Source organism: Mesorhizobium sp. ArgA1 (assembly GCF_053714375.1).
In genome coordinates this window covers 350,609-370,600 of the sequence record NZ_JBSKBQ010000004.1, presented here as the reverse complement: position 1 = coordinate 370,600, position 19,992 = coordinate 350,609, and the positions used below count along the sequence as shown (strand labels likewise).

Genomic DNA, 19,992 nt, shown 5'->3' with positions numbered 1-19,992 from the left:
CCAGAAAAAGGCAGGGCGGGAAAACCGTTTCACACTTTTCCTGGAATTGCTCTTGCTTTAGGCGGCCGTCTTGGTGCGCAGATCCGACTTTTGGAGATAATAGGTCGAATAGCGGTCGAAGAATTTCTCCGAGCCGCCGAGCGAACCGTATTTCGCCAGCTTCTTCAGGTCGACCTTGTTGAGCACGGCGCCGACGACCTTGCTGGCGATGTAAGGCTCCTGCTCCAGCAGCGAGCGCACCATGGCACGCGGCGTGCGGCCCCATTCGGTCACCAGCACGAAGCCGTCGGCCAGCGGCGCGAAGGCCTTGGCGTCGACCACGGGGCCGAGCGGCGGCAGGTCGACGACGATGTACTCGAACGTCTCCTTGGCGTTGTCGATGAAGCGCCGCATGCCGACCGACGAAAGCAGTTCGCTGGTGTGCGAGAATTGGCCGCGCAGTACGGCCGGGATGATCGCCAGCTTGGTCTGGCGGTCCACCTTGCCGACCGACTGCCACGTCTGGCCGTTGACCACGGCCTCCATCAGCCCTTGCTCGGCCTCCATGCCGAGGTTGCGGCTGAGGCCCGGATTGCGCAAATCGGCGTCGATCAAAAGGGTCTTCGAACCGTTGGCGGCAAGCAATCCGGCCAGATTGGCGGCAACCGTCGACTTGCCCTCGCCGGGCAGGACCGAGATCACGCCGATGACCCGGCTGCCTTGCCCTTCCATGACGACGTCGAAGGCTATCTTGGCGTTGCGCAGTGTTTCGGAGAACATCGATGCCGGCGCGTCGACGCTGACCCGCATGCGCGCCCGCTTTTCGGCCGCCGACAAGGTGTTGGTGCTCTTAGCATCCGCGGGCCCGTCGTCAGCATCCTTGCTCAGCCTGCCGCCGATCGTCGGCAGATAGCCGAGGAATTTGAGGCCGACGCGATCGCGAACGTCCTCACCGGTCCTGAAGAACCGCTCGTTGAACTCGTTCAGGCCGCCAAAGCCGGCGCCGAGCAGCACGCCAAGCACCAGCGCAAGTGCCAGCACCCTGGAGCTGCGCGGGCTCGAGGCCGAAAGCGGTGCTGATGCATCCGAGATGATGCGGACCTTGCCGACCGGGAAGGACTGCTGCTGCGAGGCTTCCTCATAGCGTCCGAGGAAAGTCTGGTAGAGCGTGGTCAGCGCCTGCGCCTGCTGCTCGAGCTCGCGCAGCTTGACCTGCGACTGGTTGTCGACGGAGCTCTTGCCGGCCGCGTCGGCGATCTTCTGCCTCAGCGATGTCTCGCGCGACAAAGCGACTTCATGTTCGTTGCGGTAGCTTTCGGTCAGCTGCTTCAACTCGCCGAAAATCTGGGTCGACAGATCGGCCTTCTCCTTGGCCAACGCCACCGCTTGCGGATGCTCGGCGCCGAAATTGGCCGTCACATCCTGCAGCCGCTTGGCAACTGTGAGATAGCGGGTCTTGAGGGTTGCGATGACGGAACTCGCCGGCTGGTCGCTCGATATTGCAGAATCATTGAAGGCGTTGTCGGAACCGCTTTCGACGATGGTCTTGTACTGCTGATAGCGGGCGCTGGCGCGCGCCGTATCGGCCTGTGCGACGATCAGCTGGGCGGTAAGGTCGGCGATCTGCTTGTCGCTGATCAGCTGGCCGTCGCTGTTGGCGGCCAGTCCATGTTCAGAGCGGAATTTTTCGGCCGCCAGAGCGGCCGCCTGCGAGTTCTGGCGAAGCTCGGTCAGCCGGCCTTGCAGCCAGACCGCCGCGCGCTCGGTGGCGTCGAAGCTGGCGTTGAGCTGGTCGGCGAGATAGGCGTCCGCATAGGCCTTGGTGATGGCGGTGGCGAGCGCCGGATTCGACGACTGGTAACCGATGGCTATCACATAGCTGCGGCCGGTGCGCTGCGCCAGCACCTCGCTCTGCAGCTTCAGCACCGCATAGTCATGGCGCGCCGTCAGCATCATCGCCTGGCGTGTCGCTTCATCGACATTTTCCATGCCGGGAATCTGGTCGGCGGAACTCGAGCGGAAATAGCCGACCACGCCGCGCACGAAGCCGATGCCCTTGGCAAGGGCCGATTGCGGCGGGTTCATGAACTCTGCGTTCTGGTCAAGCTTCAGCTTGTCGACCACCACTGAGGCCAGACGCGCCGAGTTTATGATTTCGATCTGGCTGAGAAGGGCGGCGTCGGTCTGCATGGTGACGGATGCAGCCGAGATGTCGTCGACGACCTTGTTCAGTCCTTCGTCGATCAGCACGCTGGCAACCGAGGTATATTGCTTGGGCGTGGTCTGCAGATAAAGCACGCCCATGAACAGGCCGATGATGGCGCAGACCGCCACCACCTTGACCTGCCGCGCCGCCATGCCAAGCAGGCGCTCGACGTCGATGAAGTCTTCACCCTTTTCCTGATCGGTGTTGGGCAACGGCATCCTCTTGTCGAGAGGAAAGCTGGCATAATTCATCTTCGGTCCAATTCTAGGTTACAGGCTCGGGAGCGAGACGGGGTCAGGCCCCATCTCTTCCGAAGCTGCGGAGATCGGAGGCAAAGCAGGCAACGCAAGCTTCATGCCATCTGGCGTGAAACCTGAGCGGCCAGGCGCGCAGGCATGGGCTGCGCCTTCGTCCAAACGCATATGCCCTCGAAAGATGGGCATTATGCGGCCACTTCCTGACGCTCGTGCGACCGCACGAACGCCTGCAGCATCTCCAGCACAGGCCCCTTCATGTCGTCGCGCGCCAGCGCGAAGGCGATGGTGGCCTCGATGAAGCCTTCCTTCGAGCCGCAGTCGAACATGCGGCCGTTGAAAGGCTGGGCATAGAAGGACTGGCTTTTCGCCAGGCGGACCATGGCGTCGGTAAGCTGGATTTCGTCGCCGGCGCCGCGCTGCTGGTTGCCGAGCAGCGAGAAGATTTCGGGCTGCAGGATGTAGCGTCCGTTGATGTAATAGTTCGACGGTGCGTTGGCCGGCGCCGGCTTTTCCACCATCGCCGTCACCTCGAAGCCGTTGCCGACCTCAGCGCCCCGGCCGACGATACCATATTTACTGGTCTCCGACGGCTCGCAGCGCTCGACGGCGATGACGTTGCCGCCCGTCTGCCGGTAGAGATCCATGGTTTCGGCGAGGCAGCCGCGGCCGCCGAACGACACCATGTCAGGCAGCAGCAGGGCAAACGGCTCGTCGCCGATGACTTCGCGCGCGCACCACACCGCATGGCCGAGGCCGTGCGGCGACTGCTGACGGATGAAGCTGGTGGCACCGGCCACAGGCAGCATGCTTTCGAGCGCCTCCAGCTGGGTCTTCTTGCCGGTCTGCTCAAGCGTTCCGATCAGTTCAGGATGCAGGTCGAAATAGTCCTCGATGACAGCCTTGTTGCGGCCGGTGACGAACACGATGTGCTCGATGCCGGCTTCGAACGCCTCGTCCACCGCATATTGGACGACGGGCCGGTCGACCACGGGCAGCATTTCCTTGGGCATCGATTTGGTCGCCGGCAGGAACCGTGTTCCAAGCCCCGCCACCGGGATGACTGCCTTCCTGACTTTCTGCATCTGGTATTCCTTCTGAGAGAAAAGATTTCTATCTATCGCCGGCTATAAAAACGCCCTGGCATGCTTCATCTCCCCGTCCCCACGGCAAACTGTGCCGCAACCCTTCTGAGCCGGATGGCAATCGGCATCGACATATGCCCGACAGCCGCCGGATCACTTAGCGCGGTGCGTATCGCCTTCAACGGCGAACGCGCTTTTATGTGCTGGACCAGCGACAGAAACGATGCCGCCTTGCGCAGGCTGCGAGCGCGCCTGGCGAAGGCGGCCGCGGCAGCCGCGTCCATCGAATTCGTCTCGGCGAAGACCGCATCGGCCTTGCGCATCGCTTCGACATGGCGAAGCTCGAGCACACGCGAGATCGAGCCTGTACGGATGTGATAGATATAGCCGGTCGTCGGCTCGACCACGCATTTGCCGCCCTTGGCCAGCGCGTTGGCGAGCAGAATGTAATCCTCGCCGATGCTCAGATTTTCATCATAGCGGAGCCCGTTTTCGGTCAGGAAGCGGCGCTGGAAGATCGGCTTGAGATAGCCAAGATTGAACGTGGATTCGAAGATGATGTTGCCGGCGATGTAGTCGGCGAGCGTGATTTCACGCAGGCCTTCCAGATATTCGGCAGGGAACATCGTCGCTTCCGCAACGCCGTCCTCGCGCACCACCTGGAGGTTGTCGACGGCGATCACCGCACCTGCTTTCTCGGCACGCGCAATCATCGCGGCGAGCCGGCCGGGAAGGACCGCATCGTCGGAATCGAGCACCGCGACCCAGCGGCCGGAAGCCAGCTCGATCCCGGCATTCCGGGCGCCTCCCGGTCCGCGGTTTGCCGGCAGTGCGACGACGCGGACGAGGTCCTGCGGGTAGGTTCGTGCGACGTCGAGCGTGTTGTCGCGCGACTGGTCGTCGACGACGATGATCTCGACGCTCACATCGCGCTGGGCGATGGCGCTTGCGATGGCCCGGTCGAGCGTGGCCGCCGCATTGTAGGCGGCGATGACAAAGGAGACGTCAGGCAGCACGCTTGCCTCCTTGCTGTGGCGAAGGCAGGCCGTACTGGCGGATCTCGCTGATACCGACCAGGCCGCTGACGACACCAACATGCATGATGCCGCGCAGCACGCTGCGGTTGCGGCGGATCGGGCTGATTGCCGTCAGTGCCGCCATGCCGAAGCAGTAGGCAGCCTTGGCCGAGGCAAGGCCGACATCCTTCGCACGCCCGACAACACCGACATTTTGGCCGATGAGGTGGCCATGCGTCTGGCCGAACCGGAAGCGGCGACGGCGCAGCCAGTCGAACGCGGCTCGCGAACCCGGCACCACTTCCTCGACCCAGGCTTCCGGTGCGAAAGCGATGCGGCCGCCGGCTTTGACCATCGAAGCGAAGAACTCGGTGTCCTCGCCGCCACTCTGGCCGCGCGCCAGGCTGAAACGCCGGTCACGCAGGCTGTCGGCGCCCATCCTCAAAAGGACGTTGCAGGTGTAGCCGGTGCGGATTTCGCCTCGCACCCAGACCGGCAAGGTCGAATGGAAATCGCCCTTGCGCATCCAGGCCGGCGCATCCGGGCGGTAGAGCGCCCGGACCGGACCGAGCACGGCCTCGGCGCCGCTTGTCTCCGCTGCAGCAATCAGTTCGGCCAGCCATTGCGGGGAGGCTGTCTCATCGTCGTCGATGAAGGCGGCAAAATCCGCCGTGCTGGCGTCAAGGCAGGCATTGCGGGCCACCGAGATGTTGCGCGCCGGTGCGTGCCGATAGCGAACCAGCAGCTTCAATTCCCGCGCCAGCTCGGTCACCAGCGCCTCGGCGGTCGGCTCGTCGTCATTGTCGGCGACGATGACGCCGATGCCGAAGCCGGCGGGCATGGCGAGAGCCGCGAGCGAGCGCAGCGTGTCGGCCAGTTCCGGCCGTCGGAATGTGCAGACGCAAATGTCGATGCGGCGATCCCTGGAGGCCATGCTCATCACGCCACCTTGCGCTGCGGTCGCGCGCCCAGCAGTTGCAGCCAGAAACCGACAGACCAGGCGAAATGCATGACCATCGCCGAAATGCCGGCCAGCACATTGTTTGGATTGCGCTGGGCAATCGCGGTCCACACGCCATAACCCAGACAGACCGAGGCCCAGACCAGCAGCGGCACCGCCGCCAGCCAGTGGATGAAGGAAAAAGCCGAGAGAAGAACGACCGGCGCCACCAGCAGCGGGATCATCTGCCGGACTTTCGGGATCATGCGGTGCTTGAGCACATTCTTGGCGCGGCCGCGGCCATAGCCGAGATACTGGAAATAGAGGCCTTTCAGCGAGGAGCGCGGATAGTACACCATCTGCGTCTTGCCGCTCATCCAGATGCGGTAACCCGCCTGGCGCAGCCGGTAGTCGAGTTCGGCATCCTCATTATGACTGAAGGTCTCGTCATAGCCGCCGACAGCGGTGAAGGCCGAAATCCGGATCAGCGCGTGATGACCATGGTCGACCCATTCGCCGGCGGACAGGTGCCTGTGCTTGGAGCCACCGGTGCCAAGCTTGGAATTCTGCGCCGCCGCCACCGCTTTCTGCACCGCGCCGCTGCCGCTGGTCAGCATCGAGACGACGACCGAATCGGCTGATGTGGCCAGCGCCTCCTCGACCAGCCGGTCGCAATAATCGGCGGGATAGCCGCCATGGGCGTCGATGCGGATGAAGTATTCGGCGCCGGCGCCGAAGCTGGCGACGGCGAGGTTGATCGCCGCGCTCTGGATGCGCTTGGGGTTGTGCAGAAGAACGACCTGAGAATCCTTGGCCGCAACCGCCTCGACGATGGCCAAAGTGCCGTCCGTGCTGCCGCCGTCGGCAACGACGATGCGGGCGCCGAGCCTTGCAGCGGCTGGCTCCAACTGCTCGAGCAATGCACCGATATGCGCCGCCTCGTTGAGGCACGGGATAATGATCAGGCTTGGCGGAAGCGCTCCGGTTTGCGTCATCGGCGCCTTTCCATGCTCTGCATTTTTGTCATTGCCAGCCATCTCTAGGCCAGCGCCTCGGTGACGAAGGAGCCGGGTGAAACCGCCAGACCGCGCAGCCGGTCGACAAAGGCGCGGCAGTCGCTGCGGTCGTAGCTCCAGGTTCGTGGATTGCGGGCCAGCACGCGCGCCTTGGCTTTGCCGAAACGCTCCTGATCCATGCGGCCAAGCGCGGTTTCCAGCGTCTCGGGCGTGGCGTCGGAGAGCAGGACGCCGATGTCCTGCTGGTTGAGGAAGCGCCCGGTCTCGGTATTGCCCATCGAGATCGGCACGGCGCCGAAGCGACAGCCCTCATAAAGACGGTTGGGCAGCAGCCATTCCGAATTCTGCCCTTCCTCGAAGAAGTCGATGGCCCAGGAGAAATGCACTTCGCCGTAGATCGCCGCCATGTCCTCCGGGTTGCGGTAGGGGCCACGGAAGGAAAGATAGGGCTCGGCTTCGACAAAAGCGTGGAAATCCGGGAATTCAGAGAGTGCCGGACGGCCCCGCAGGATGACCTCGAAGCGCCCGCTCTGACGGCGCGTGAAATCGGCCAGCAGCTCGAGCGAGCGGCGGCAGCGCAGCGCGCCGAACCAGCCGATGCGCCATGGGGGTGCGACGGGGTTATCGGCTTTCAAGCCATTGTCTGTGGAGACCGGCGCGGTTTCGAAGTATTTGTTTTCGACCAGTTCCACCGGGGCTGAGACTTGCCCGAACGGCTTGAAATAGTTGGCGATGAAGGCCGGCGACGAGGTCACCAGAAGCTTCACGTCGCGGGCGAGATAGCGTTCGGCGGTGCGCAGCGCCTTGCCCAGCATGTCGTCGCGCAGCACCAGGCGGTGGATGTCGAGGCACTCGTAGACGATCGGCACGCCGCCGCGAAAGGCAGACTTGGCACGCCTGGCCAGCGCCAGCATTTCCAGATTGCGCGCGATGATGAGATCGGGCTTCGGCATGCCTGAAAGCTTCGAGCCTATCGACAACGCCGCCTTGGCGACCGCCGCCATACGCTGGCCGAATCGGCCGTCACGCGTCGCACCGAGGTCGATCGGCTGCAGCCCTTCGACGTCGGGAACAGCATTTGTGGTCCGACGGAAGCCGGCCAATGTGACATGCGCGCCGCCTGCCCTGAGCATTATGGTCCGCCGGCGCACGGCCGGGTCGGAAACGTCGTGCACAAGGTACAAGACATGCAGCATGAAAACTCGACCGCTGTTGGCCCACCCAGGGGAATGCTAACCCAGCTTTTGCTGCATCGCAACATTTTTGGTGCGGCGTAGCAATAAGTGCACGTTTTTTGTTGCAGTGCAAAATTGATGCGTTAATCTCCGCCCTGCTTGAGTGCCGCTCGGGCCGTGCGTTGGCCACCAGCCCGGTGCAACGCCCTAAATCGTGACGCGGACCGCATCGGGATTGTCCTGGCGTGCAGCATTTTCGGTCACTACGCCCGTCTTGAGCACCGCTGGCCTGGCCGCGGATCTGCTGACGAAATGAGGTAAATCCATGAAGATCGTCGTCGAAAACACAGTCTGCCTGAACACCGGGGATGCGGCGATTCTGCTGGCGATCCGGCACATTCTCAAGACGATCGTGTCGGGAAACGTGCGGTTCGCCGTGTTCGACAGCCAGCCCGAGGTTGCGGAAAGGCTCTATCCGAAGAAGGATTATCCGGACCTCGAATTTCACAAGCTGCTGTCGGAATCGCTGTTCCGATACAAGAACGGCAGCGGGCTGAAGGACCGGTTCAAGCCGATCTACAATCGGCTCGTTCTCCAGGCCCTGCGCTGGTTTGGCAGCAGCGCGCTTGGCGCTTTTTTCAGCCAGGGCGACCGGCGCGGTCTCGACATCTACGCCGACGCGGACATGGTGGTCACCACGGGGGGAACCTATCTCGTCGAGAACTATAATCTCGAGCGACGCCTCAATCAGTTCCGGCTCGACGCCATATTTGGCAAGGATCCGGTCTTCTTCACGCAATCCCTCGGCCCGTTCAACAAAAGTTACAACCGCCAGGAGCTTGGCCCAATCTTTGACCGCAGCCCGCTCATCCTGTTGCGCGATGAACGGTCGCGGACCCATATCCAGGATTTGGTGAAGGATCTCGGCAAGTGCCACGTGGTGGCCGATGCCGTATTCGCCCTGGCCGATACCGACAGGATCGGCAAGTCACTCGCTTCCAGCCAGCCGCCCGCGCCGACGGGCCGCGTCGCCATTTCCGTGCGCCACTGGAACTACGTCAGCGATGGTGAGGGCGGCATGCGCCGCTATCTCGATTCGATCCGCGAGATCGCCACAATACTCGTCAGAGACCTTGGCAAGGAGGTGACCTTCGTCTCGACGTGTCAGGGCGTGCCGGAATATGCCCATGACGATTCCAAGACCGCGCGGGCGATCGTCGCCGAGCTCGATCCGGAGATCGCCAAGCATGTGACCGTGGACGCTTCGTTCCACACGCCGGATCAGTTGATGGCGCTGGTGAAGGGCTTCGACTTCGTCGTCGCGACGCGCATGCACATGATGATCATGTCGCTTTGCGTCGGCACGCCGGTGCTGCCAATCGCCTATGAGTTCAAGACCAAGGAAGTTGCCAAGCGAATCGGTGTCGACGATGTGCTGCTCGACATCGACACCGTGACGCCCGAAGAGGCGCGCGAAAAGCTCGGCCGGTTTGCGGGAAATCTCGACCGCTATCGCAAGACAAGCCTTCAGGCCGTGCTTGAAGAACACGCTTCGGCAATGTCGGCCACAAACTTGCTGGCGCCGCTGATCGGCGGCCGCTCAGCGGATGTTGCGAGCGGCGTTGGACAGGGTGGTGAACAAAGCGCGTCGCGACTGCGGGACGGCAAGCATGAAAACAAGGCCGATGCCGTAGTTGAGGGCAAGCGCCAAAAAGACCGCGAGCAGGTCTGACTGGCCCGTCAGAGACGCCGGCAACCACAGGTACAAGAACCAGGCAAGCAGGGACGAGGCGATGAAAAGCCCCTGCATAAGCAGGAAGTCGGCAGCGGTCACCGGACCGACGCGATGGATCAGCACCGCGAGCACGGGAACGCGCAGAACATAACCGCTGATGGCATAGGCCGCGGCAACGCCGACGGCGCCCCAGTGCAGGCCGACGATGAAGGCGGCGACGGTCGTCAGCGACGAATAGATGCCCCAGTGGAACATGGTCTTCGTCTTGCCCTGACAGATGAATATCCATCCCGTCGTGCTTGACACAGACTGGACCAGGCTGGCGATGCCCAGCCAGGCAAAGATCGGTGCGACCGGCGCCCAGCCCGGGCCGAAGAGAAGTCCGACGATCTGATTGGAGGTCAGCGTCAGCGCCGCGATGCCCGGCATGGTAACGGCCGCCAGCATCCAGTTGGTGCGCACATAGATATCGCGAAAGCGGGCCTTGTCATCGTGGATGCGGCTGAGCAGCGGCACCATCACCCGCGTCAGCGGCTGGTTGATGTTCTGCAGCGGGAACAGCAGGAGCTTGTAGGCGCGGTCGTAATAGCCGAGCTCGATCGCACCGGAATATTTACCGATGAGAATGTTGTCGAGATTGCGCGAGAAGAAGTTGGCGAGGTTGAAGCCGGTCAGGTTGGCGCCGAACGACAATATGTCGGCGTCGACTTTCAGGTCCGGCCGCAACGGCGTCCATCGCGCCACCCGCCAGGCGGCGGCCAGGGCGACGACCGCCGAAACCGCCGGGCCGATGACTAGCGACCAGTAGCCCAGCCCCGCATAGGCCGCGATCGCGGCGGCCAGAAGTCCGGCGGCGGCGCTTACCACGTCGTTCAGTGCGAGCTGGCCGAACTGCAGGTGGCGATTCATCAACGCCAGCGGCACCGCGGCCAGGCTGCCGAGAAGCAGCGGAAGGGCGGAGCCAAGGGTGATGCCAGACATGCGTTGATCGCCGTAGAATGCGGCGATGGCAGGCGCCAGGCCGGCCACCACCACGGCACTGCCCAGCCCGACGAGCGCGCTGATCCAGAACACCTGGTTGAGCTGCTGGTTGCTGATGTCCTTGCGCTGAACCACAGCCTGCTGCAGGCCCAGATTCTGAAGCAGGCCGACAAAGGCCACGACCGGCCCCACGGAAGCCACCAGACCGAAATCCTCGGGAACGAGCAGACGGGCGAGCACGATGACGGAGAGAAACTGGATCGCCATCTTGAAGCCCTGGGCGCCGATGGTTACCAGCCCGCCGCGCAGGGCGACACGACCGAATTGGGGGGGAGGATTGGCGTTCATGCAAGCGACCTCGTTTCGCCAAGCCGCATGGCGATTTCCACGAAATGTTGGTTCAGCAGATCGGAGTTGAACTCCGCCTCGATCTTCTTGCGCGCAGCCAGGGCGATCCCTTCACACGGCTTCGGATTTTCGGCGATCCAGGCAAGTTTGCCGGTCAGCGCCGCTACGTCCCGCTCGGGCACGAGAAAACCCGTCTTGTGATCCTCGATCAGTTCGGGGATCCCGGAATGATATGTGCTGACCACTGTCAGGCCGGCGGCCATCGCTTCCATCAGCGAAACCGGAATGCCTTCGAGATCGCCATCGCGCGCGCCGACGCTGGGCAGCAGGAACACATGTGCATCGCGCAGGCGCTGCTTGACTTCGCTGTGGGGCCGGGACCCAAGAAAACGCACCCTGTCGGCGATGCCGAGATTTGCGGCGATCGCCTTCAACTCCTCAAGAAGTTCTCCGCCGCCGATCACCGAATAGACCCAGTCGCGCCGCGGCAGGCCGGCAAGCGCGCGAAGCGCATATTCGATCCCCTTCTTTTCGGTCAGGCGGCAGACCGAGATGAAAGAGAGCGTGGCCTGCTCCCACGAGCGCCACTGGTAGTCGATCTCATTTGGCCGCACCCCCATATGGTGGACCACAACCTGCTCCGGCAATGCACCGACATCAATCAAGGCATCGCGGAAATAGCCGTTTACCGGCAGTTGAAGAGCGCCCTTTTCGAACACGATTTTGTAGCGCGCCAGCGTATTGTCATGCAGCGGCTCGCCGACATCGCGGCCGTGAAATATCGTCACCAGGGGAGCGGAAATCCTGCCGCGCTTGATGGCGCGCGCCACACGCATGCCGTTGTTGCCGAAATGGGCGACGATGACGTCGGCGCCCTGCAATTTTCGCGCATGAGCAATGTCGATGGCCGTCGAGAGCTTGTCCCAGAACCTGCCGGTCCACTTCCTGAGCAACGGGCGATAGCGCCCCAGGCCACCCCACCAGCAGACGACCTTTCCCGGCAGCGCCTGCCAGCGCGGATCGTCGATGTTGCTGTCCCTGCCGAAGGACGTCTCGTTGCAAACAACACCGACTTCCATGCCGCGCTCAAGGCATCCGGCAATCTGGTCGAGAACAAAGGTTTCGGACAGGGAGGGAAACTTGTCGACTACGAAGCAAATCTTCATCGGCAGGATGCGCTCGCACGGAGAGCCGGTGTGCCTTTGACAAAAGCCGGGTCGAAAACAGGGTGCCGGAGGCACAAGACATGCAGCATAGAACTCTACCGCTGTTGGCCCACCCGCAGGGACGTTAGTACAGGTCTTGCTGCACTGCAACATTTTTGGTGCAGCGTAGCAAGATTTCCCTCGACTTGGCGTGTCAGTCGGTCAAACGAAGAGGAGCAGTGTCAGCCGGCAGATGAAGGATCCGCCAAGCCCCCGGAAACGCCGACATGCCTGGCAGTTTCACGCGCAAGGCCCGATGTGGCCAGTTGGGTAACGATCTGCGCAAAACGTTCGTTCAGAACATCTGCGTTGAAATCTCCCTCGACCTTGCGGCGTGCGGCAAGCGCGATACGCTCGCATTCCGTCGGGTGCTCCGCGGCCCAGGCAAGCTTGCCGGCAAGCGCTGAAACGTCTCGCTCGGGCGCAAGCAACCCTGTCTCGCGATCCTCGATGAGCTCGGGGATGCCCGAATGATACGTGCTCACCGCAATCAACCCGGCGGCCATGGCTTCCATCAGCGCGACCGGGATGCCTTCCATGTCGCCGTCGCTGGCGGTGATACTTGGCAGCAGGAAGAGATGCGCCTTGCGAAGCCGCTGTTTCACTTCCGCGTGAGGGAGACTGCCGAGGAATGTTACGCGCCCGCTCAAGCCCAGTTCCAGCGCCAGCTTCTCCAGGTCCATCCGCAGTGGGCCGTCGCCGATAATATCGTAGCGCCAGTCTATCTGCGGATGTGAGGCCTTCAGGGCGGCCAGGGCACGCAAGGCGAACTCGACGCCTTTCTTTTCGACCAGCCGGCAAACCGTCGTCACGACCAGTTGGGTGCCTTCCCACGATTCCCAGCGATAACCGATTTCGCGGGTGTCAATTCCCATATGGTGGACCGTCGTGTTCGCCTGGGACAGGCCGGCTTCCAGCAGCATCGTGCGGAAGTAATCGTTGACCGTCAGGTTCAAGGTCCCACGCTTGATCAGCCCGGCATATTGTGTCGCAAGCACTGCCTGCCGCGCCGGGATCGCAACATCAGCGCCGTGAAAGATGGTTATGACCGGTGGCTTGAGAACCCTCCATTTCTTCAGCGCGGCTGCTCTCTCGCCGTTCTGTCCAAAGTGAGCGACAATCACGTCACAGCGGTTCAGGCGGCGTGCAAAGACAGCATCAAGAGCGGTCGAAGCCTTGTATCGCAGGCGCGGCGGCAGCCGCCGTACAAATTCGCTGAGCCCAGCTGCCCATCGCCACCAGTGTCGGGTTCTGGCGAGCAGCGTCGCCATTGGCTCCCTTTGCCGGTCGATTCGGCCGTCACCTTTGGTCCTGTCGCATACGACCTCCACGTCGAAGCCCCGCGCCAGCAGTCCAGCCATCTGGTCCACGACGAAGGTTTCCGAAAGGAGGGGGAATTCGCCGACGACAAAGCCCACGCGCATGAACCGCCCATAAGGTTGGGGCTTGCCCGGACCCCCAAGCGGTCCACATCGCACAAGCCCTAATGTAGACAGGCAGAATACACGTTGATTGCTGCGGTGCCACAAAATATTGCACTGCAGCAATAAAAATTGATCCGGATGGGGAACCGGCTCGCGGGAACTTTGCGCAACTGCCGTCGCCCGGCGCCGCAGCGTGTCAGCTGAATTCCAACGCGACGCGGTTAGGCTGCGCGCTCCAGGCCGATACGCCTTGCGCTGTCGAGAACGCCCATGAACGTCGCGAACTGGCTGTCGGGATTCATTTGCGGACGCTCCGAAAACTGGCGTGCTGCCGCTGACAGCCGCTTGTACTCGGCCTCGTCGTTCCACAGCCGTCTGACCGCTGCGACCCAGTCGGCGAGCGGGGCGTCGTAGTCCAGCACCACGCCGCCGGAGCCGATCGCTTCCGGCAGGCCGCCACGCCGCGAGCCGACAACTGGAATGCCGCTGCAATGCGCTTCCGAGGCCACCCTGCCCCAGGCCTCTTCCCATTTGCTGGGCGCAAGCAGGATTTTCGTGCGGCCGTAGACCGTCTTCATGTCGCTGGTGCGGCCTTCCAGCTTGACGTTTTGGAGGGGAGAGATTGTTGCTTCGATCCGGGCCCGATGATCGTCGTCGAGCTTCCAGCTTTCGACGAACAGGAACGGGATCTCGGGACAGGCGGCGGCAATGCGCACCGCAAGTTCGAAGCCTTTTTCCTCATAGGGATTGATGAGGGTGACAAATTCACCGGTCGTCGGTGTGCTGTAGAACGCGGGATTGATGGTCGGCGGGATAACCGTCGAATCGATATCGAATTTTGCCTTGTAGGCGCGCGCGGTGAACTCGGAATTGGCGATATACACCGCCGAATGGAGTTCACGCAGATCGCCGGCCAATTCGTCGAATTCGACATTCCTCAGATAGACGGCCAGCGGCACACCAAGCGTCTGCAGTTCTCTGCCGATCGGCACCGAATTGTGGCACTGCACGACCGCGACATCCGGCCTCAACTTTTCGACGGCGAAGCCGGCCGCTTCCCAGGGAAACCACGCCCGCACCACTGGATAGCCCGGGAAATTGTCGATCACCGCGCGCTGACGAAGGAGCTTCATCTTGGCGCGCGCCCTGAAGCCGAACATGCCGTCGCCGAACAGCGCTGCCAGAACGGATGCCTCGTGACCGTTCTCGCGCAATTGCTCGACCAGGTGGTGAGTGCTCGACTGGACGCCACCGCTGAATTGCGGCGTGTAGCCGGTGCCGCCTGCAAACAGAACTTTCATGAACCTGGCTCCTCGTTGTGCCGCCCTGCCTATGCCGCCATCCTGCCGATCGAGAAATACTCAATGCCGTGGCGGGCAATCACCTTGGGATCGTAGAGGTTGCGGCCGTCGAAGATGACCGGCGTGGTCAGCGCATCCTTCACCGCGTCGAAGGACGGGGCGCGGAAACTCTTCCACTCGGTGGCGATCAGCAACGCGTCGGCGCCGCGCAGTGCTGCCTCCTTGGTGCCGCACAGAAGCAGATCGTCGCGCAGGCCGTAGATGGCCTGGCATTCCTGCATCGCTTCGGGGTCATAAGCCTGCACATTGGCGCCGGCCTTCCACAGCGCTTCCATCAGGACGCGCGCCGGCGCCTCGCGCATGTCGTCAGTGTTGGGCTTGAAGGCCAAGCCCCAGAGCGCGAAGGTCTTGCCCTTGAGATTGCCCTTGAAATAGCGGTGCACCTTGTCGAACAGCACCGACTTCTGCTCGTTGTTGCGCTCCTCGACGGCGCGCAGCAGCTTGGCGTCGAACTTGACGCCTTCGGCGGTCTTGATCAAAGCGCGCACGTCCTTGGGAAAGCACGAGCCGCCATAGCCGAGGCCGGGATAGATGAAGTGGTAGCCGATGCGCGGATCCGAGCCGATGCCCTTGCGCACCTCCTCGATGTCGGCGCCGAGCTGCTCGGCCAGATTGGCCATCTCGTTCATGAAGGAGATCTTGGTCGCCAGCATGCAGTTGGCGGCGTACTTCGTGAATTCGGCGCTGCGCACGTCCATCACGATCATCTTCTCGTGGTTGCGGTTGAACGGCGCGTAGAGCTCGCGCATCACCGCCTCGGTGCCCTCGCTGTTGGTGCCGACAATGATGCGGTCGGGCTTCATGCAGTCGGCGACGGCGGAGCCTTCCTTGAGGAATTCCGGATTGGAGGCGACGTCGAAAGCCAGATCCTGGCGGCCGCGCGCCTTCAGCGTCTCGGCGATCCTGGCCTTGACCTTTTCGCAGGTGCCGACCGGCACGGTCGACTTGCCGACGACGATCTTGGGCCCGTCCATCTCGCGGCCGATGGTCTCGGCCACCGCCAGCACATATTTGAGGTCGGCCGAGCCGTCCTCACCGGGCGGCGTGCCGACCGCGATCATCTGGATCTCGCCATGCTTGACGGCTGCGGCGGCATCGGTGGTGAACTTGATGCGGCCGGCCGCATGGTTCTCCTTGACCAGGGCCTCCAGTCCCGGCTCGAAAATCGGCACGAAGCCCTGGTTGAGCCGTTCGACTTTCTTCTCGTCGACATCGACGCACACCACCTGGTGCCCGACTTCCGCCAGCACCGCGGCCTGCACGAGACCGACATAGCCAATTCCAAAGACCGTCAAATTCATTCGGGTTAATTCCTGTTCATGCCCTTTGGCCTGATATTGTCGGGCCGGTTCAGATCTACTTTATGCTGCTTACACTACATGCCAGCGATTCCGGAAACTGGCACGGCTGGCCGAGCGCGGTGAAGGCGACGCGTTGCACCTGCATCGACACCTGACGGCCGGGATCCGAAAACGCGCCCATCCAGTTCGTCAGCGTGTCGCTGCCCCAGAGGCTGAAGAATATCTTCTGCGAATGGGTCGGCAATTGCTCGGGATTGGTCACTTCCTGGACCAGCTTGCCGTTGACGTACCAGCGCAGCCGGTCCTTTTCCCAGATGAAGGCATAGTCGTTGAAGCCCTTGTCGGTGCCGCCTTCGACTTCGGCCAGCTTCTCGTTCTTGGGCTTGCCGGCGATGTAGCTGTTGACCTGCACCTTGGAGGTGTCCTTGGTCAGGACCTCGAAGTCGATCTCGTACCAGGGTTGTTTGTCGGCGGGGCCGATATAGGTGAAGAAAGCGGCGTTGAGGCCGGAACCGGTGTCGGTCTTCATCCGCGCCTCATAGGTTCCGTAGCCAAAGCGCTGCTTGGTCTGGATCTCGGCGCAGGCGAACTCGCGATCCTTCAATTTGCGCTTTTCGAAGCCGAGCGTGAGCATGTTGTCGGAAAGTTTGACCAGGCTTTTCGACCAGGTGCAGTTCTGGTGCTTGCCGTTCGACCAGCCGTCGGAGACATACCAGCGCGAGCGATCGAAACTCTTGAAATCGTCGACGAAGGACGGTGCGCTTTGTATCTCCGGGGAGGCATCCTGGGCGCGGGAGGGCTGCGCAGCGCCGAAGAGCGCTGCGGCTGCCGCCAGCAGAAGCGCGCCGACGGATAGAAGACGCACTTGCCGATTTGGCTGCGCCGAAATCATGGCATCGACCGCCACGATGGGGATCGTCTTCGGATCTGCGTTCATATCAATTCACCTTTGTGCTGTTCCGCCCCAACCCAAAGTCACCGATGGCCCGCATCACTAACGGGCTGGTCTCGATCCTCCGTCCCCTCGAACTTTCTCGTTTGTGCCTCGTATGACCGGCCCGAGCCGAAGCTGTCAGGCCCGGCTTGCGGATTTGATGAATTCGCCCTGCGAATCGGAACCCTGGCCATTTTCGTCGACGATCGCGTCGAGTGAATGACGCAGGTCCTTCATCCGGCTGGTCTGGCGCGCCAATTCGGCTATGCGCTGTTCGCAGTTCAGAATCGATTTCGTCAATTCGCCGACCTCAGACCGCTTGCTTGCCGACGTTGAACCGTTCTCAATCGACTCGACCAGGAAGGCCGCGTTGGTGGACTCCGACCGATAGCGATTCTCCAGCCCGGTTTTCTCGGCCGAGATCTCGGCCGTGATCTGATCCAGCAGCTTTGCCAGACGGTCGAAACGAGCCAGGTCGGTCTGCTTGTCCCGGGCCGGGTCCCTGGACCTGAAGCCGAAAATTGAAGCCATCCGGTTGGCCTTCCAAAATTGCTGCACCGCAACATACAGTGCCATCGTCGGGGCGCGTAGGCAACCTCCGAGTTTCAGAAAGGCAATTTTTCCACCTTCCGTACCCGTTGCCGCGGACTGGACAGGCCTACTTGTCCAGCGACGTGCTGGTTCCCGCCATCAAATACCGCAAGGGCGGCACTGGCTGCTGTCTCGGTGATAAACCGACGTGACGAAACAACGCATCGAGCTTGTCCGAGGCAACGCCGCGAACGATGGGAATGAGGTTTGACTGGCTGGCCAGCGCATAGGCGGCGGCCGACGCCATGCCGCGCTCGGCCTTCACGTCGAGGAAATTGCGCAGCCGGTATTTGTCGCGCACATGCTGCTCGTGCTTGCGCAGCACGGCCTTCGAGCCTTCAGGCAGGCTGTCGATCTTGAGAAGCGCCAGGTCGGCATCGGCCAGGCGCTTCAGATCCTGCGTCTTGTGACGGCCGCTCAGCGAATCGGCGCGCACGATGGCGCCATAGCCGCAGGACCGGATGACCTTGAATCGCGCGCCAAGCGCAAAGGCGCGGGCGTAGAGCTCATAGTCTTCGCCGAGCCGCAGGTTTTCGTCGTAACGCAGCCCATGCCTGTCGAGGAAAGCCCTTGATATGACCGGCTTGAGAAAGCCGAGTTCGCCGCGCTGCACGCGCCGCCTGGAGATATTGCCTTCGATGAACCGCTCGAAGTCGAGGAACTCCGGCTCGGCCGAAAAGGACGGGGCGACGATCTTCGAGACATCGGTCGCCGTATCGTCGCGGATCAGCATGATGTTGTCGGCGGCGAAATCCCAGTCGGTGCTGGCAAACAGCTGGCGAAACCGGCCCTCGAGGAAGAAATCGTCCGCGTCGAGAATACTGATGAAGGGCGATTTCGAGCCGGCAATGGCGGCATTGCGGGCACAGGACGGTCCGCGATTGACGTCGAGGCGGATCACCGACAGCCGGCCGGTGCCATCGTCGGCAGCAGTGGCGACTTTTGCGGTGTCGTCGGTGGAGGCATCGTCGACGACGACGACTTCCGCCACCTCCGGCTCGCGCAACGCCGAGGCGATGGCCGCAGGAATGGTCCGGGTCGCGTTGCGGGCCGCGATGATCACGCAGACCCGGGATTCTGATACGGACATGGGGACGCCTTTCAATTCCATAGATGGTTGTTGACTTTGCCCTGCCCCTTGTCCACCGCAGGGAACCCCAACCCATCCTCCCATGATCCGTCGCCACCCAACCGGGACGGAATCGTCTCTGCCTGCTGCCGTCCTGCGATCGCCATCATCACCGGCCTTCCGGCCGTTCGAAAATCCGCCGGCTGAGGTCGGCGGATGCGGCCCAGCCGGCCTCGCTCAGGTACCGGACCGGTTCGCGTCCACACAGCTCCCATAAAACGGTGCGTCGCTGTGGCCATCTGAGCGACGACAGCCACGGCGCGATGACCATGTGGAACAGGTCTTCATTGCCGATGCGTGACAGGATCCGCGTCGCCCGATCCGACAGCAGCGTGCCGGAGCCGCCAAGCAGCACGTCGGCGGCGCGCAGGCCCAGCAGCAACGTGTCGGCCAGCCCCTGCTCGGCCGCGTGGTCGAGTACAGCCTGCTGCTCGGCCTCGCTCAGGCGGCTGGCGGCGGCTCTGATGTCGCAGACATAGCCCGCGCAGGGCTCGTGGTTGAACAGCGCCTTGGCGACGCTGATGCAGGACAACAGCAAGGTGTCGGAAGCCGAGATGAAAGGCACGCTGGAGCCGGCGATCGCAAGCGCGCGCTTGCGGCGCAGGAAGCCGTCCGTGTCGCGTGGGCTCGGCGACCCCGGCTGCTGCAGCCGGTAATGGAGATCGACGGTGGACAGTTTCTGGCCCTGACTGCGAACCATGTGCTGTTCGCCCAAAAACCGCACCCACCAGACGGAGCGGGACTTGCCGGCGACCTCGTAGCCGATCGAGCGCAGCGCATCGCGGGCTTTGAAGAAGCCGGCCGGCGATACCAATATGTCGACATCGCCGGACGGCTTCATGAAGTGGTCGCCATAGAGCAGTTGCTGCTGGAACGGTCCCTTCAAGAAGACAAAATCGATCCTGCTGTCGCGCAGCGCCTTGTCGATGGCCATCGAATCCATGATGCCGGACGAGTTCATCGCGATCGTGCGCCGGCGGTAGGTGTCGAGCCACTCGAGCAGCCCAAGCGGGGTCTCGCCCACGGGTGGGCGCGACAAGGCTTTCAAGACAAAGGTCGCGACCTTGTTCAGCCTGGCGATATCGCAAACATCGGCAACGGAGATGGCCGGCGCAGGCGCACTGCTGGCGCTCGCTTCCGCATTGAAGAACAGCCGCAGGCACGCCTGCACATAGGCCACTTCGTCGGCGCAGCCGGCGGCGCGCAACCTTTCGAAGGTCCCTTCCTGCAAGGCCATATGCTGGAGCATCTCCGCAAAAAATTTTGTGAGGCGAGTTATATTGCAAGTGCGAAGCAAAGCATCGCCAAAATC

15 protein-coding genes and 1 pseudogene are annotated in these 19,992 nt (G+C 62.5%); 1 reads left to right on the top strand and 15 read right to left on the bottom strand.

The window, feature by feature from the left end; translation table 11 throughout:
* Window positions 1–57: 57 nt before the first annotated feature.
* From ACWGTI_RS13840 to ACWGTI_RS13815, 6 genes are all read right to left on the bottom strand, one after another.
* Entirely contained in the window at window positions 58–2,436 is a 2,379-nt protein-coding gene (locus ACWGTI_RS13840) for a polysaccharide biosynthesis tyrosine autokinase (RefSeq protein ID WP_454587629.1), read from the bottom strand.
* A 191-nt stretch (window positions 2,437–2,627) separates the two neighbouring features.
* Window positions 2,628–3,524 (bottom strand): UTP--glucose-1-phosphate uridylyltransferase GalU, encoded by an 897-nt coding sequence (gene galU / locus ACWGTI_RS13835; RefSeq protein WP_454587628.1) that lies wholly within the window; start codon window positions 3,522–3,524, stop codon window positions 2,628–2,630.
* Between the two features lie 65 nt (window positions 3,525–3,589).
* Entirely contained in the window at window positions 3,590–4,540 is a 951-nt protein-coding gene (locus tag ACWGTI_RS13830) for a glycosyltransferase family 2 protein (RefSeq protein ID WP_454587627.1), read from the bottom strand.
* Window positions 4,530–5,480, bottom strand: a complete 951-nt coding sequence (locus ACWGTI_RS13825) for a glycosyltransferase (RefSeq protein ID WP_454587626.1) — start codon at window positions 5,478–5,480, stop codon at window positions 4,530–4,532. The genes ACWGTI_RS13830 and ACWGTI_RS13825 overlap by 11 nt, the downstream gene beginning before the upstream one ends.
* Complete coding sequence (locus tag ACWGTI_RS13820; RefSeq protein ID WP_454587625.1) at window positions 5,480–6,475, bottom strand: glycosyltransferase family 2 protein; 996 nt, start codon at window positions 6,473–6,475, stop codon at window positions 5,480–5,482. The genes ACWGTI_RS13825 and ACWGTI_RS13820 overlap by 1 nt, the downstream gene beginning before the upstream one ends.
* 44 nt (window positions 6,476–6,519) lie before the next feature.
* Window positions 6,520–7,692: a glycosyl transferase family 1 gene (locus ACWGTI_RS13815; protein WP_454587624.1), complete on the bottom strand. Its 1,173-nt coding sequence runs from the start codon at window positions 7,690–7,692 to the stop codon at window positions 6,520–6,522.
* A gap of 304 nt (window positions 7,693–7,996) precedes the next feature.
* Here ACWGTI_RS13815 and ACWGTI_RS13810 point away from each other — a divergent pair.
* Window positions 7,997–9,046: pseudogene (locus ACWGTI_RS13810) on the top strand (polysaccharide pyruvyl transferase family protein); the annotation flags it as partial.
* 225 nt (window positions 9,047–9,271) lie between these two features.
* On the opposite strand, the gene ACWGTI_RS13805 reads toward ACWGTI_RS13810, so the two are convergent.
* From ACWGTI_RS13805 to ACWGTI_RS13765, 9 genes are all read right to left on the bottom strand, one after another.
* On the bottom strand, window positions 9,272–10,735 hold the full coding sequence (locus tag ACWGTI_RS13805; protein ID WP_454587623.1) for a lipopolysaccharide biosynthesis protein: 1,464 nt from the start codon (window positions 10,733–10,735) through the stop codon (window positions 9,272–9,274).
* Window positions 10,732–11,901, bottom strand: a complete 1,170-nt coding sequence (locus ACWGTI_RS13800) for a glycosyltransferase (RefSeq protein WP_454587622.1) — start codon at window positions 11,899–11,901, stop codon at window positions 10,732–10,734. The genes ACWGTI_RS13805 and ACWGTI_RS13800 overlap by 4 nt, the downstream gene beginning before the upstream one ends.
* Window positions 11,902–12,122: 221 nt before the next feature.
* Window positions 12,123–13,364: a glycosyltransferase gene (locus tag ACWGTI_RS13795; protein ID WP_454587621.1), complete on the bottom strand. Its 1,242-nt coding sequence runs from the start codon at window positions 13,362–13,364 to the stop codon at window positions 12,123–12,125.
* A gap of 221 nt (window positions 13,365–13,585) precedes the next feature.
* The gene (locus ACWGTI_RS13790) at window positions 13,586–14,665 is read right to left on the bottom strand and encodes a glycosyltransferase (RefSeq protein WP_454587620.1); all 1,080 of its coding nucleotides are present in this window, start codon (window positions 14,663–14,665) and stop codon (window positions 13,586–13,588) included.
* A gap of 29 nt (window positions 14,666–14,694) precedes the next feature.
* Entirely contained in the window at window positions 14,695–16,026 is a 1,332-nt protein-coding gene (locus ACWGTI_RS13785; RefSeq protein WP_454587619.1) for a UDP-glucose dehydrogenase family protein, read from the bottom strand.
* A gap of 55 nt (window positions 16,027–16,081) precedes the next feature.
* Complete coding sequence (exoK, locus tag ACWGTI_RS13780; RefSeq protein WP_454587618.1) at window positions 16,082–16,963, bottom strand: endo-1,3-1,4-beta-glycanase ExoK; 882 nt, start codon at window positions 16,961–16,963, stop codon at window positions 16,082–16,084.
* Between the two features lie 135 nt (window positions 16,964–17,098).
* Window positions 17,099–17,491, bottom strand: coding sequence for a hypothetical protein (locus tag ACWGTI_RS13775; protein WP_454587701.1), 393 nt, complete (start codon window positions 17,489–17,491; stop codon window positions 17,099–17,101).
* A 127-nt stretch (window positions 17,492–17,618) separates the two neighbouring features.
* Complete coding sequence (locus ACWGTI_RS13770) at window positions 17,619–18,641, bottom strand: glycosyltransferase family 2 protein (protein ID WP_454587617.1); 1,023 nt, start codon at window positions 18,639–18,641, stop codon at window positions 17,619–17,621.
* Between the two features lie 148 nt (window positions 18,642–18,789).
* Window positions 18,790–19,917, bottom strand: coding sequence for a nucleotidyltransferase family protein (locus tag ACWGTI_RS13765; protein WP_454587616.1), 1,128 nt, complete (start codon window positions 19,915–19,917; stop codon window positions 18,790–18,792).
* Window positions 19,918–19,992 lie beyond the last annotated feature (75 nt).